At 46.1% G+C, this 14,358-nt stretch carries 12 protein-coding genes, 2 tRNA genes and 3 rRNA genes; 3 read left to right on the top strand and 14 right to left on the bottom strand.

Annotated features, from left to right (window positions below):
• Positions 1–41 precede the first annotated feature (41 nt).
• Positions 42–776: a type II CAAX endopeptidase family protein gene (locus tag NSU16_RS03280; RefSeq protein WP_268446499.1), complete on the top strand. Its 735-nt coding sequence runs from the start codon at positions 42–44 to the stop codon at positions 774–776.
• A complete protein-coding gene (locus NSU16_RS03275) occupies positions 773–964 on the top strand; it encodes a YdiK family protein (RefSeq protein WP_010333212.1) in 192 nt (63 codons plus the stop codon). Before NSU16_RS03280 ends, NSU16_RS03275 begins: the two co-directional genes overlap by 4 nt.
• 45 nt (positions 965–1,009) lie before the next feature.
• Here the strand turns inward: NSU16_RS03275 and tatC are convergent, their stop codons facing one another.
• The 4 genes from tatC to moaC are packed head-to-tail and all read right to left on the bottom strand — an operon-like array spanning position 1,010 to position 3,126.
• On the bottom strand, positions 1,010–1,768 hold the full coding sequence (gene tatC / locus NSU16_RS03270; protein ID WP_339192066.1) for a twin-arginine translocase subunit TatC: 759 nt from the start codon (positions 1,766–1,768) through the stop codon (positions 1,010–1,012).
• Positions 1,769–1,774: 6 nt separating this feature from the next.
• Positions 1,775–1,948, bottom strand: coding sequence for a sec-independent protein translocase protein TatAY (gene tatAY, locus NSU16_RS03265; RefSeq protein WP_010333210.1), 174 nt, complete (start codon positions 1,946–1,948; stop codon positions 1,775–1,777).
• A 21-nt stretch (positions 1,949–1,969) separates the two neighbouring features.
• Positions 1,970–2,617 carry a redox-sensing transcriptional repressor Rex gene (locus NSU16_RS03260; protein ID WP_010333209.1) on the bottom strand — a complete coding sequence of 216 codons (648 nt, stop codon included), beginning with the start codon at positions 2,615–2,617 and terminating at the stop codon, positions 1,970–1,972.
• On the bottom strand, positions 2,614–3,126 hold the full coding sequence (gene moaC, locus NSU16_RS03255; RefSeq protein ID WP_010333208.1) for a cyclic pyranopterin monophosphate synthase MoaC: 513 nt from the start codon (positions 3,124–3,126) through the stop codon (positions 2,614–2,616). The genes NSU16_RS03260 and moaC overlap by 4 nt, the downstream gene beginning before the upstream one ends.
• 126 nt (positions 3,127–3,252) lie before the next feature.
• Here moaC and NSU16_RS03250 point away from each other — a divergent pair, with 126 nt between their 5' ends.
• Positions 3,253–5,181, top strand: a complete 1,929-nt coding sequence (locus NSU16_RS03250) for an ABC-F family ATP-binding cassette domain-containing protein (RefSeq protein WP_286058964.1) — start codon at positions 3,253–3,255, stop codon at positions 5,179–5,181.
• 226 nt (positions 5,182–5,407) lie between these two features.
• Here NSU16_RS03250 and tsaD read toward each other — a convergent pair whose 3' ends face one another.
• From tsaD to NSU16_RS03200, 10 genes are all read right to left on the bottom strand, one after another.
• A complete protein-coding gene (tsaD, locus tag NSU16_RS03245) occupies positions 5,408–6,448 on the bottom strand; it encodes a tRNA (adenosine(37)-N6)-threonylcarbamoyltransferase complex transferase subunit TsaD (RefSeq protein ID WP_339192065.1) in 1,041 nt (346 codons plus the stop codon).
• A complete protein-coding gene (gene rimI / locus NSU16_RS03240) occupies positions 6,441–6,896 on the bottom strand; it encodes a ribosomal protein S18-alanine N-acetyltransferase (RefSeq protein WP_010333205.1) in 456 nt (151 codons plus the stop codon). The genes tsaD and rimI overlap by 8 nt, the downstream gene beginning before the upstream one ends.
• A gap of 9 nt (positions 6,897–6,905) precedes the next feature.
• Positions 6,906–7,595, bottom strand: coding sequence for a tRNA (adenosine(37)-N6)-threonylcarbamoyltransferase complex dimerization subunit type 1 TsaB (gene tsaB / locus NSU16_RS03235; RefSeq protein ID WP_010333204.1), 690 nt, complete (start codon positions 7,593–7,595; stop codon positions 6,906–6,908).
• The gene (gene tsaE / locus NSU16_RS03230; RefSeq protein WP_010333203.1) at positions 7,576–8,052 is read right to left on the bottom strand and encodes a tRNA (adenosine(37)-N6)-threonylcarbamoyltransferase complex ATPase subunit type 1 TsaE; all 477 of its coding nucleotides are present in this window, start codon (positions 8,050–8,052) and stop codon (positions 7,576–7,578) included. Before tsaE ends, tsaB begins: the two co-directional genes overlap by 20 nt.
• A gap of 14 nt (positions 8,053–8,066) precedes the next feature.
• Positions 8,067–9,044 carry a thiamine-phosphate kinase gene (gene thiL, locus NSU16_RS03225; RefSeq protein ID WP_339192064.1) on the bottom strand — a complete coding sequence of 326 codons (978 nt, stop codon included), beginning with the start codon at positions 9,042–9,044 and terminating at the stop codon, positions 8,067–8,069.
• Positions 9,045–9,225: 181 nt separating this feature from the next.
• Positions 9,226–9,302, bottom strand: a tRNA-Asp gene (locus tag NSU16_RS03220).
• A gap of 55 nt (positions 9,303–9,357) precedes the next feature.
• Positions 9,358–9,434: transfer RNA gene (locus tag NSU16_RS03215), tRNA-Met, on the bottom strand.
• A gap of 13 nt (positions 9,435–9,447) precedes the next feature.
• Positions 9,448–9,563, bottom strand: a 5S ribosomal RNA gene (gene rrf, locus NSU16_RS03210).
• Between the two features lie 53 nt (positions 9,564–9,616).
• Positions 9,617–12,544 (bottom strand): 23S ribosomal RNA (locus NSU16_RS03205).
• 169 nt (positions 12,545–12,713) lie between these two features.
• Positions 12,714–14,263, bottom strand: a 16S ribosomal RNA gene (locus NSU16_RS03200).
• Together the 16S, 23S and 5S rRNA genes with 2 tRNA genes alongside form the textbook arrangement of a ribosomal RNA operon.
• Positions 14,264–14,358 lie beyond the last annotated feature (95 nt).

Raw genomic sequence — 14,358 nt, 5'->3', positions numbered from 1 at the left:
GTAGACAAAAGAAACCCACTTAACAAAGGAGTACATACCATTTGAGAAAACAGTATTGGTTTATTATTTTGACATATATCATCATGCAGTTTTCAGCAGTAATCGGGATTCCCTTGTTATTTAAATTCGGTTATGCGGGAGGACAGCCCACAAAAGAAAATCTGCTGCACGCGCAGGGATTATGGTCCGTCATCAGTTTTATGGCCTGTCTGATTGTTGTATTGCTCATTCTCAGAACTGTGCCTAAAACTACGTTGCGAAACGAAAAGAAAGACTCTGTCGGACTATCGATCCTTTGGGCGATAGCCGGTTTTTTCATAGCCCTTTTCTCTCAAGGAATAGCCGGTTCTATTGAATATTATGTATTTGGCATCGGAAGAGAATCAGAAAATACAAAAGCCATCCTGGATGTGATTCAGGCAGTCCCGCTTATGATTATCGTTTCTTCTATCATCGGGCCAATATTAGAAGAAATCATCTTCAGAAAAATCATTTTCGGCGCGCTGTACGAAAAAACGAATTTCTTTATTGCCGGACTGATCAGCTCCATTATTTTCGGAATTGTTCATGCCGATTTGACGCACCTTCTGCTGTATACAGCAATGGGCTTTACCTTTGCATTTCTATATGCGAGAACCAAACGGATTTGGGTGCCGATTTTCGCCCATGTAATGATGAATACATTCGTCGTCATTATGCAGCTTGAGCCTGTTCAGAAATACCTTGAACAGCAAAGCACACAAATGCAATTGATTATTGGAGGATTACTTTCATGAGAAACCCGATAGTGTGGGGAATGATCTACTTTGCCGTAGGGTGCATCTTTACTTATCTCGCCGCAAGCTCACCAGGCAGCATGTGGTCATTTTACTCCATCCTGCTGATGGTGTTCGCTGCATACAACATCAGCATTTCTTTTAAGATGTTCGCCTTTTCATTTAAAACAAAGAAAAACCAGAAATAAAGAAAATCCATTTCTCTTCTATGAGAAATGGATTTTTTATGATGGCTAAGAAGAAACGTCCTGATCGGCAGCACTGCTTTTCTGCGCTTTCCGATAGGCAGCCTTCGATATTAAAATACTGATTTCATACAAAATCAAGAGCGGAACAGTCACCATCATATGAGACAAAAGCTCAGGTGGTGTAATCAGAGCAGCAATCACAAGCAGCGTAAAGTACGCATACTTTCTGATTTTCGTTAAAAACATCGGTGTCACAATTCCAAGCCTTGTCAAAAACATAAGGATGACCGGCATTTGAAACAATAGTCCAAACGGAATCGTCAGCTGCAGAAGAAAATGAAAATATTCATTAATTCCAATTACCTGAGTGACATTCAAATCTTGAGAGATCCGTTTCATAAAATCGACAACAAAAGGAAATAAAATATAATAGGAAAAAGATAAACCCACTAAAAACAGCAAAATAGAGATCGGAATGTAGCTGAGCGTTACTTTGCGTTCCCTTTCATAGAGACCCGGGCTCACAAAAGCCCAAAGCTGGTAAAGAATAACCGGCGAAGTCAGGACAATCCCGATGATAAACGCAAACTGCATAAACACATAAAGCGGGTCTGTCAGATTAAACGCATTGAGCGTGAGCTCCTTCGCTTCATCCGTTTCTTGCAGATACACTATAATCGGCTTCGCTAAAAAAAATCCCACGATAAAGAAAACGACAAACGCCAGCGCCACAACCAGCAATCGTTTTCGAAGCTCCGCAATATGCTCCAGCAGCGACATTTGATTCACTTTCATTTGTGTCATCCTAACTTACTGATTCTCTTTCTTTTTTTCCTCATCATCACTCGCTAATCCTTTAGTAGCGTTTTTGAATTCACGAAGTGTGTCTCCAGCCGCTTTTCCCAACTCAGGCAGCTTTTTGGGACCAAAGATAATCAGAGCAACGATTGCGATAACAGCAAGGCTTCCAGGACCGATCGGCATATTTGGGCTCCTCCTTTCCGGTTACTCGATTTCCTCTAAAACAGAATAATGCTTCAAGAAATAAACAAGTGACTGAAGCTCTACAGCTAAATCTATATGATGAATTCGAATGTGTTCCGGCACATTCAAACGGGCCGGCGTAAAATTAAGAATACCCTTAATCCCTAACGCAACCAATCTGTCGGTAATCGATTGGGCCGCAACTGCGGGCACTGTCAGAATGGCAACTGATTCGCCTTTTACATGTTTTTCAAGATCATCTAGGTTAAAGACGGGCACACCGCCTACCTCAGTTCCTATTTTACTCTCATTTATATCAAAAGCCATAGAAATTTTCGTGTTATTATTTTTTGTGAAATTATAGTGAAGAAATGCTGTTCCTAAGTTCCCGACACCAATCAAGATAACGTCTGTCATTTCATCCTGATCAAGTGTTTTTCGGAAAAATGACAGCAAATAATCAACATTATATCCGTATCCTTTTTTGCCAAGAGCTCCAAAATAGGAAAAATCCCTGCGAATCGTGGCAGAATCAACCTTTACGGCATCACTGAGTTCAGCAGATGATACACGCTGTTTTCCTGACGCATGCAGATTCTTTAAAAAGCGATAATAAAGCGGCAGCCGTTTTGCCGTCGCCTGCGGAATTTTTGATTGATCCTTATTCATTTTTGGTCCTCCAAATTATACTCGGATAGTTCTCTTTTAAAGTCACCGTTTTTCCCGCCTGTCTTTTCCAGCAAGCAGGTAGGGCCGATGACCATCCCCTTATCAAGCGCCTTGCACATATCGTAAACAGTAAGGGCACACACCGATGCAGAAGTTAGCGCTTCCATTTCCACACCTGTACTCCCTTTCGTTTTGACCTGTGCTTTTATATGAAGTATAACTTCTGTTTCTTTTATTTTCCAGTCAAACGAAATATCGACCCCGCTCAAGGATAGCGGATGGCACATCGGAATGATATTTGATGTTTGCTTCGCAGCCATAATGCCCGCCACCTGAGCGACAGCAAGTACATCTCCTTTGCCGATATCATGGCTTTTTATTTTCTCGTACACTTCACTCTTCATGTGTACGCTTGATACAGCCGCCGCAGTACGGACAGTCGAAGATTTTTCGCTGATATCCACCATCTGGGCTCTGCCCTGTTCATTAAAATGAGAAAATCCATTCATAGTAAAAACTCTCCTTAAACAGATCATACACTATTTTCTTCTCTATGTCTTATCCGGCCAATGTATTGTTTGCTGAGTTCTGGTTCATAAGCTACACTTAACTTATTATAGCAGAGGTGAAATAATATGATGATCTTACAAATTAATCAGCTTTCCAAATCATTTGGTGCTGATACTATTTTAAACAATATAAAGCTGGAAGTCAGAAACCGTGATCGCGTCGCAATTGTAGGAAGAAACGGCGCAGGGAAATCTACACTCCTTAAAATTATCGCAGGTCACCTTTCATATGAAAAGGGTGAAGTTATCAAGCCAAAAGATATCACAATGGGCTACTTAGCCCAGCATACCGGCTTGGATTCTAAGCTTACCATAAAAGAAGAGCTGCTGACTGTTTTTGATCACTTAAAAGCAATGGAAAAAGAAATGCGCAACATAGAAGAAAAAATGGCGGCAGCTGACCCAGGTGAACTGGAAAGCATCATGAAAACCTATGACCGCCTTCAGCAGGAATTTAAAGATAAAGGCGGCTACCAATATGAAGCAGATGTCAGATCTGTGCTGCACGGTCTCGGCTTCAGTCATTTTGACGATTCAACGCAGGTGCAAAGCCTGAGCGGTGGTCAGAAAACAAGACTGGCCTTGGGTAAGCTTTTGTTAACACAGCCTGACCTTCTCATTCTAGATGAGCCGACCAACCATCTGGACATTAATACGCTGACCTGGCTTGAACATTATTTGCAAGGCTATTCAGGCGCCATTCTGATTGTTTCTCACGACCGCTACTTTTTGGATAAAGTGGTGAATCAGGTGTACGAGGTATCTAGATCAGAAAGCAAAAAGTATCACGGCAACTACAGCGCTTATCTCGATCAGAAAGCTGCCCAATATGAAAAGGATCTTAAGCTGTATGAAAAACAGCAGGATGAAATCGCTAAGCTGCAGGACTTTGTAGACCGAAATCTGGCGAGAGCCTCAACGACAAAAAGAGCACAAAGCCGGCGGAAACAGCTTGAACGGATGGACGTCATGTCAAAACCGCTCGGCGACGAAAAATCAGCAAATTTTCATTTTGATATTACAAAACAGAGCGGGAACGAGGTCCTGCGGGTTCAGGATCTGACCATCAGCTATGAAAACCAGCCACCGCTTCTGACAGATGTTTCGTTTAGGCTGACAAGAGGAGAAAGCGCCGCTCTTGTAGGTCCCAACGGAATCGGAAAATCAACCTTGCTGAAAACATTAATAAACACACTGAAGCCAGATCAGGGAACAATAGCGTACGGCTCAAATGTCAGTATCGGTTACTATGACCAGGAACAAGCTGAGCTGACCTCCTCTAAACGCGTCATTGATGAGCTGTGGGACGAGTATCCGGAGCTTCAAGAGAAAGAAATCAGAACGTGCCTCGGAAATTTCTTATTCTCCGGGGATGATGTGCTTAAACCCGTCCATTCCCTAAGCGGGGGCGAAAAAGCAAGAGTGGCCCTGGCCAAGCTGATGCTGCAAAAAGCTAACTTTCTCATTCTTGATGAGCCGACAAACCATCTTGATTTAGACAGCAAAGAAGTTCTCGAGAACGCCTTGATCGATTATCCGGGTACATTGTTATTTGTCTCACATGACAGATATTTTATTAACAGAATCGCAACAAGGGTATACGAGCTTTCTCCAAACCATATTGAGGAATACCTCGGAGATTACGATTATTATACAGAGAAAAAAACACAGCAGCTGGAATTGGAGAAAATGAAACAGCAAGAGGAAACTGAAAAAGCAACGGCTGCACAGAAATCCGACTCTAAACGTTCATACGAGGAAGAAAAAGAATGGAAAAAGAAAGAACGCCAACGACTCAGACGCATAGAAGAAATTGAAACGACAGTTCAGACCATAGAAGAAAACATCAGCCACAATGATGAATTACTTTGTGATCCTGAAGTATATCAGGATCACGAAAAGGTACAAGCTATCCACGCTGACAACGAGAAACTCAATCAAGAATTGGAAAACCTATTATCAGAATGGGAAGAACTATCCACAGAAGAAGATTAAAAAAGTCAAGCACCTCTTTTTTAGAGGTGCTTTTTATCCACAGTAAATATCCTTATAAGCAAACGAAGAAAGCGGTTTATACACATTATCCACAAAATATTCTGAATTTATCCACTTTATTAACAGCCTCTTAACCCCTTTATCCATCTATATCTCCATAATGACTCACAGATATGTGGATAAATTGAGAATTATCTGTTAATAACAATAAAAAAGCCTCACGTCATTATGTCGTGAGACCTTGATAAGAAGTCAGTTCAAGACCAGGCTGGCCATTCATATCATATGATCCGCGAATCCCTTTTTCAAAAGCAATAGTACCGGCCGCAGCAATCATTGCAGCATTATCTGTACATAAGGATAGCGGAGGAATGATGAGCGCTGTCCCCTCATGCTGGGAGAATTCCTTCTGTAACGCCGCTCTGAGCCCTCTGTTTGCAGCAACTCCGCCGGCTAAAAGAACCTGTTTGACACCATATTCTTTTGCAGCGCGTGCCGTTTTTGTCACTAAGACATCAATGACGCTATTCTGAAAACTGGCAGAAAGATCTTCCGGCGCAATGACCTGTCCTTTTTGAGCCGCGTTATGAAGCGTATTGATCACAGCGGATTTCAGCCCGCTGAAGCTGAAATGATAAGAACCTTCTTCAAGCCATGCGCGAGGCAGAGGAATAGTGTCATTCCCTGATTCCGCAAGCTTGTCAATCTGCGGTCCGCCTGGATACGGGAGCCCCATCGTTCTTGCCACTTTGTCATAAGCTTCCCCTGCTGCGTCATCGAGTGTTTCCCCGATCACTTCAAATGAACCGTGTTCTTTCATATAAACCAATTCCGTATGGCCGCCGGAAACGACCAATGCAAGCGCTGGAAAAACGATCTCTTCTACCAGACGGTTTGCGTATATATGGCCCGCTATATGATGGACTCCAACTAACGGAATATGATGCGCAAAGCTCAATGCTTTAGCGGCGTTTACCCCGATTAGCAGTGCTCCCACCAATCCCGGGCCTTCAGTAACTGCAATCGCATCTATATCACGATATGTCATGTCTGCTTTACGGAAAGCCTCTTTGATCACTAAAGTGATTTGCTCCACATGATGTCTTGATGCAATTTCCGGCACAACCCCACCGAATCGTTTATGGCTTTCAATTTGAGAGGCCACAACGTTCGAGACGATTTCTGTTCCGTTTTTTACAATCGCTGCTGCCGTTTCATCGCAGCTCGTTTCGATTCCTAATATATAAAGATCTTTTTGCTCATTCATTTATCGTCACCCACATAATTAACGCATCTTCCCCGTTATCAGTATAATAGTTCTTCCTTATTCCACCGGGCTGCATCCCGAACTTTTTATATAAGCTTTGAGCAGGGTGATTGGAAACCCTCACTTCAAGCGAAAGCCGCCTCGCCTCTTTTTCTTTACAAAGCTCGAGAGCTGAACGAAAAAGTGCTTCTCCTAAAGACTGGCCTCTATACTCTGGTTTAATCGCTATATTTGTGATCTGGGCATCATCCATCACAATCCAAATTCCGCAATAACCCGCGATACAATCGTCCTTTTCAATCACGAGATAGTGGGCATATGGATTTTCAAGCAATTCATGATAAAACGAATCCTTCGTCCAGGGAGACGTAAAGGAGGATGTTTCAATATCGTATACGTGATCAACATCATTAAGCTGCATTTTTCTGACTGCTGCTTTTGTTTTCATCCTATCACCCTACTTTTGACTTTCAATCCATTTCGCTTCTGCTTCTGCAAGCCGTAAATAATCCGGCACAAGCCCGTGAATATCAACAGCTTCCCTATCCGCACCTGCGTAAGCCAATTCTGAAGGGCGGGGATTATGCTGAGCCGCAGGCCCTATGACTCCTTTTGTTCCTAATACATCCAGTATCGTCTCCTTGTGTATGGATGTATCATGACCTAAAAACAAAACAGGGCGATCCTTCTCTTTTAGCATCTCCAGCCACTCTGTCAGCATCACGTTTTGATCCGGAACAGCCTGCTCTAAAAGCCCGTTTTTATATTCATAAAGACCTGTATACACCTGTCCGCGTCTCGCATCAAATATAGGGCTGATCAGACCATCAAAGTGACGTCCATTTGCCGCCAGCGCTTCAAGACTTGATACAGCAGAAATCGGAATGTTTAAAGACCATGCAAGTGTTTTGGCAATTGTTACACCGATTCTCACCCCTGTGTACGAGCCTGGACCTTTTGCAACAACAATTTTAGAAAGATCCTGCGGGGTTAGATCACAATCATTCAGCAAAGAATGAACAGCAGGCATCGCCCTTACAGAATGATTCTTTTTTAAATATGTGATGTATTCTGCTATGACAGTGTTGTCCCGAAGCAGCGCTATGCCTAAAGTATAATTCGATGTATCAATCGCTAATATTGTCATGTCTACTTATCTCCTCACAAAGCATTTCATACCGATTCCCCACCGCTGTAAAGGTGATCTCTCTTTCATCATCACCAGCTCTTTTAATGACAATTTGCAGTCGCTCCTGCGGAAGCTGCTCTTCAATTAAATGTGCCCACTCCACTAAGCAGACACCTTGTCCGTGAAAATATTCATCAAGTCCCAAGTCTTCACTCTCGTCTTCCATTCTGTATACATCCATATGATAAAGAGGAAGTGAACCATCGTTATATTCTTTTATGATTGTAAATGTCGGACTGTTTACAACACGTGTAATTCCGAGTCCTTCAGCAAAACCTTTTGTAAAGGTTGTTTTTCCAGCTCCTAAATCGCCCTCTAATGTCAGGACGTCCCCAGGCTTTGAAAACGATGCAGTCAGCTTCGCAATCGCTTTTGTTTCTTCAGGATTTTCAGTTCTCCATTTTAATTGCTTCACACGAGTCACCCGTCTTATTTAAAATGATTATATCCTTTTTTCTCTAAAGTCATTTTTTCTTCTTCTGTCTTTAATATGACATTGGATTCTGTCTTTTCCCGGACACATCCAATCTTTTTAATTGGCAGTTGAAGTCTGCAGCACTCCTGCTCTAACACATCCCAGTCTTCCTTTGAGATCGTCCCAGTCAGTTCAAAATCCTCTCCGCCAAACAAAGCCCATTCCTTCCATTTGGAATTCAGCTTAGGCAAGTCTGGATGAACTGGAAGTAGGCTCTCGTCAATTTCTATTGAAACGGAGCTGGATTCTGCAATTTCATGCAGTTCACTTGCCAATCCGTCACTAATATCATTAAGAGCCACACGCTGAGCGTTCGAGCATAGTCTGCCAATACTCACTCTTGGCTGAGGCCGCTTATGCCTATTGATAAAGTAATTTGTTTCAAATGATGTTTCCGGATGGGAAGACTCTTTTAGCAGCAATGAAAGTCCAGCGGCAGAAGAACCGATTTCACCAGTGACAAAGACAATATCATTCGGCTTTGCCAAACTGCGCAAACAGGCACGTCCCTTTTCAACTTCCCCAATCACAGTCACTGTGACGACTAGTTTATCGGAAGTCGAAACTGTATCACCGCCAATCAGATCCATACAATATAGTTTCGCCAGTTCATTCATTCCTTCATACATTGCTTTGATTTCTGATTCCGTCCATTTTAAAGGCACTGCAAGAGACACTAAATAAAACTTAGGGATACCTCCCATAGCGGCAATATCACTTATATTTATGGCTAACGCCTTATACCCAATCTCCTCCGGCGAAGAATAGCTCAATTTAAAATGCACGTCCTCTACCATTGTATCGACACATACAATTTCCTGCATACCGTTTTTCGCTGTGTAAAGAGCGGCATCGTCTCCAATTCCTACATCAACGGAAGAATGGTGAATGGTCCGAGGAGTAATACTATTAATTAAATCAAACTCATCCATTAACCAAACCTCCTTTTGGTCTGACCATGTTTTATATGTACTGTATCTAGTGTATCGGATTATGCTGAAATATCCAAGATGTTGCTGATATAAAGAAAGCTTGGCTATCATACCAAGCAAAAGACGCAATAAAAGAAAACACAAAAAAAAACGAAAACATGATCGTTTCGTTTACAATAAATGGCGGTCCGGACGGGACTCGAACCCGCGACCTCCTGCGTGACAGGCAGGCATTCTAACCAACTGAACTACCGGACCATTTTAATTTGGTTGCACCCTTCGGGCACTCCTTATTTGAAAGGAAAGATTTTTTTGGTTGCGGGGGCAGGATTTGAACCTGCGACCTTCGGGTTATGAGCCCGACGAGCTACCGAACTGCTCCACCCCGCGATGATATAATTAAGCTTGGCGGCGTCCTACTCTCACAGGGGGAAACCCCCGACTACCATCGGCGCTGAAGAGCTTAACTTCCGTGTTCGGCATGGGAACGGGTGTGACCTCTTCGCTATCGCCACCAAACAATTGAGAGTGTTCTCTCAAAACTAGATAACAGGTGTGACATCATTAGAAATTAGGTTAAGTCCTCGATCGATTAGTATCTGTCAGCTCCATGTGTCGCCACACTTCCACCTCAGACCTATCAACCTGATCATCTTTCAGGGATCTTACTTCCTTGCGGAATGGGAAATCTCATCTTGAGGGGGGCTTCATGCTTAGATGCTTTCAGCACTTATCCCGTCCGCACATAGCTACCCAGCGATGCCCTTGGCAGAACAACTGGTACACCAGCGGTGCGTCCATCCCGGTCCTCTCGTACTAAGGACAGCTCCTCTCAAATTTCCTGCGCCCGCGACGGATAGGGACCGAACTGTCTCACGACGTTCTGAACCCAGCTCGCGTACCGCTTTAATGGGCGAACAGCCCAACCCTTGGGACCGACTACAGCCCCAGGATGCGATGAGCCGACATCGAGGTGCCAAACCTCCCCGTCGATGTGGACTCTTGGGGGAGATAAGCCTGTTATCCCCGGGGTAGCTTTTATCCGTTGAGCGATGGCCCTTCCATGCGGAACCACCGGATCACTAAGCCCGACTTTCGTCCCTGCTCGACTTGTAGGTCTCGCAGTCAAGCTCCCTTGTGCCTTTACACTCTGCGAATGATTTCCAACCATTCTGAGGGAACCTTTGGGCGCCTCCGTTACCTTTTAGGAGGCGACCGCCCCAGTCAAACTGCCCACCTGACACTGTCTCCCCGCCCGATAAGGGCGGCGGGTTAGAAGGTCAATACAGCCAGGGTAGTATCCCACCGATGCCTCCACCGAAGCTGGCGCTCCGGTTTCCAAGGCTCCTACCTATCCTGTACAAGCTGTACCAACATTCAATATCAGGCTGCAGTAAAGCTCCACGGGGTCTTTCCGTCCTGTCGCGGGTAACCTGCATCTTCACAGGTACTATAATTTCACCGAGTCTCTCGTTGAGACAGTGCCCAGATCGTTGCGCCTTTCGTGCGGGTCGGAACTTACCCGACAAGGAATTTCGCTACCTTAGGACCGTTATAGTTACGGCCGCCGTTTACTGGGGCTTCAATTCGCACCTTCGCTTACGCTAAGCGCTCCTCTTAACCTTCCAGCACCGGGCAGGCGTCAGCCCCTATACTTCGCCTTACGGCTTCGCAGAGACCTGTGTTTTTGCTAAACAGTCGCCTGGGCCTATTCACTGCGGCTCTCTCGGGCTTTCACCCTAACAGAGCACCCCTTCTCCCGAAGTTACGGGGTCATTTTGCCGAGTTCCTTAACGAGAGTTCTCTCGATCACCTTAGGATTCTCTCCTCGCCTACCTGTGTCGGTTTGCGGTACGGGCACCTCTCACCTCGCTAGAGGCTTTTCTTGGCAGTGTGGAATCAGGAACTTCGCTACTAAATTTCGCTCGCCATCACAGCTCAGCCTTATGGGAAACGGATTTGCCTATTTCCCAGCCTAACTGCTTGGACGCGGATATCCAATACCGCGCTTACCCTATCCTCCTGCGTCCCCCCATTGCTCAAATGGTGAGGAGGTGGTACAGGAATATCAACCTGTTGTCCATCGCCTACGCCTTTCGGCCTCGGCTTAGGTCCCGACTAACCCTGAGCGGACGAGCCTTCCTCAGGAAACCTTAGGCATTCGGTGGAGGGGATTCTCACCCCTCTTTCGCTACTCATACCGGCATTCTCACTTCTAAGCGCTCCACCAGTCCTTCCGGTCTGGCTTCACAGCCCTTAGAACGCTCTCCTACCACTGTTCGAAGAACAGTCCGCAGCTTCGGTGATACGTTTAGCCCCGGTACATTTTCGGCGCAGAGTCACTCGACCAGTGAGCTATTACGCACTCTTTAAATGGTGGCTGCTTCTAAGCCAACATCCTGGTTGTCTAAGCAACTCCACATCCTTTTCCACTTAACGTATACTTTGGGACCTTAGCTGGCGGTCTGGGCTGTTTCCCTTTCGACTACGGATCTTATCACTCGCAGTCTGACTCCCAAGGATAAGTCATTGGCATTCGGAGTTTGACTGAATTCGGTAACCCGGTAGGGGCCCCTAGTCCAATCAGTGCTCTACCTCCAAGACTCTTACCTTGAGGCTAGCCCTAAAGCTATTTCGGAGAGAACCAGCTATCTCCAGGTTCGATTGGCATTTCACCCCTACCCACACCTCATCCCCGCACTTTTCAACGTGCGTGGGTTCGGGCCTCCATTCAGTGTTACCTGAACTTCACCCTGGACATGGGTAGATCACCTGGTTTCGGGTCTACGACCACGTACTCATGCGCCCTATTCAGACTCGCTTTCGCTGCGGCTCCGCATCTTCTGCTTAACCTTGCACGGGATCGTAACTCGCCGGTTCATTCTACAAAAGGCACGCCATCACCCGTTAACGGGCTCTGACTACTTGTAGGCACACGGTTTCAGGATCTCTTTCACTCCCCTTCCGGGGTGCTTTTCACCTTTCCCTCACGGTACTGGTTCACTATCGGTCACTAGGGAGTATTTAGCCTTGGGAGATGGTCCTCCCGGATTCCGACGGAATTTCACGTGTTCCGCCGTACTCAGGATCCACTCTGGAGAGAACGAAGTTTTGACTACAGGGCTGTTACCTTCTATGGCGGGCCTTTCCAGACCTCTTCATCTACCTCGTTCCTTTGTAACTCCGTATAGAGTGTCCTACAACCCCAAGAGGCAAGCCTCTTGGTTTGGGCTAATCCCGTTTCGCTCGCCGCTACTCAGGGAATCGCATTTGCTTTCTCTTCCTCCGGGTACTTAGATGTTTCAGTTCCCCGGGTCTGCCTTCTCATATCCTATGAATTCAGATATGGATACCACTCCATTACGAGTGGTGGGTTTCCCCATTCGGAAATCTCCGGATCAAAGCTTGCTTACAGCTCCCCGAAGCATATCGGTGTTCGTCCCGTCCTTCATCGGCTCCTAGTGCCAAGGCATCCACCGTGCGCCCTTTCTAACTTAACCGTTAAAAAGAATCACTATGTGATATCTTGTGTTACTAATTGAATGTGATGTCTACTGTTATCTAGTTTTCAAAGAACACGTTTCGAAGGAATGATCCTTCAAAACTAAACAAGACAGGGAACGTTCTGTTTATAAGACCCAAGGTCTTATATTCCGTAAATATCCTTAGAAAGGAGGTGATCCAGCCGCACCTTCCGATACGGCTACCTTGTTACGACTTCACCCCAATCATCTGTCCCACCTTCGGCGGCTGGCTCCATAAAGGTTACCTCACCGACTTCGGGTGTTACAAACTCTCGTGGTGTGACGGGCGGTGTGTACAAGGCCCGGGAACGTATTCACCGCGGCATGCTGATCCGCGATTACTAGCGATTCCAGCTTCACGCAGTCGAGTTGCAGACTGCGATCCGAACTGAGAACAGATTTGTGGGATTGGCTTAACCTCGCGGTTTTGCTGCCCTTTGTTCTGTCCATTGTAGCACGTGTGTAGCCCAGGTCATAAGGGGCATGATGATTTGACGTCATCCCCACCTTCCTCCGGTTTGTCACCGGCAGTCACCTTAGAGTGCCCAACTGAATGCTGGCAACTAAGATCAAGGGTTGCGCTCGTTGCGGGACTTAACCCAACATCTCACGACACGAGCTGACGACAACCATGCACCACCTGTCACTCTGCCCCCGAAGGGGACGTCCTATCTCTAGGATTGTCAGAGGATGTCAAGACCTGGTAAGGTTCTTCGCGTTGCTTCGAATTAAACCACATGCTCCACCGCTTGTGCGGGCCCCCGTCAATTCCTTTGAGTTTCAGTCTTGCGACCGTACTCCCCAGGCGGAGTGCTTAATGCGTTAGCTGCAGCACTAAGGGGCGGAAACCCCCTAACACTTAGCACTCATCGTTTACGGCGTGGACTACCAGGGTATCTAATCCTGTTCGCTCCCCACGCTTTCGCTCCTCAGCGTCAGTTACAGACCAGAGAGTCGCCTTCGCCACTGGTGTTCCTCCACATCTCTACGCATTTCACCGCTACACGTGGAATTCCACTCTCCTCTTCTGCACTCAAGTTCCCCAGTTTCCAATGACCCTCCCCGGTTGAGCCGGGGGCTTTCACATCAGACTTAAGGAACCGCCTGCGAGCCCTTTACGCCCAATAATTCCGGACAACGCTTGCCACCTACGTATTACCGCGGCTGCTGGCACGTAGTTAGCCGTGGCTTTCTGGTTAGGTACCGTCAAGGTACCGCCCTATTCGAACGGTACTTGTTCTTCCCTAACAACAGAGCTTTACGATCCGAAAACCTTCATCACTCACGCGGCGTTGCTCCGTCAGACTTTCGTCCATTGCGGAAGATTCCCTACTGCTGCCTCCCGTAGGAGTCTGGGCCGTGTCTCAGTCCCAGTGTGGCCGATCACCCTCTCAGGTCGGCTACGCATCGTTGCCTTGGTGAGCCGTTACCTCACCAACTAGCTAATGCGCCGCGGGTCCATCTGTAAGTGGTAGCCGAAGCCACCTTTTATGTTTGAACCATGCGGTTCAAACAAGCATCCGGTATTAGCCCCGGTTTCCCGGAGTTATCCCAGTCTTACAGGCAGGTTACCCACGTGTTACTCACCCGTCCGCCGCTAACATCAGGGAGCAAGCTCCCATCTGTCCGCTCGACTTGCATGTATTAGGCACGCCGCCAGCGTTCGTCCTGAGCCAGGATCAAACTCTCCGATAAAGTAGTTTGACTGACTACGCACATCGCTGTGCGATTTATTTAAAACTTGAATTAACAGGTACGTTTTGTCTTGTTTAGTTTTCAAAGATCATTCA

The sequence above is a fragment of the Bacillus sp. FSL K6-1003 genome (assembly GCF_037964945.1).
Classification (GTDB): Bacteria; Bacillota; Bacilli; order Bacillales; family Bacillaceae; genus Bacillus; species Bacillus mojavensis.
This window is presented reverse-complemented; position numbering and strand designations above follow the sequence as displayed.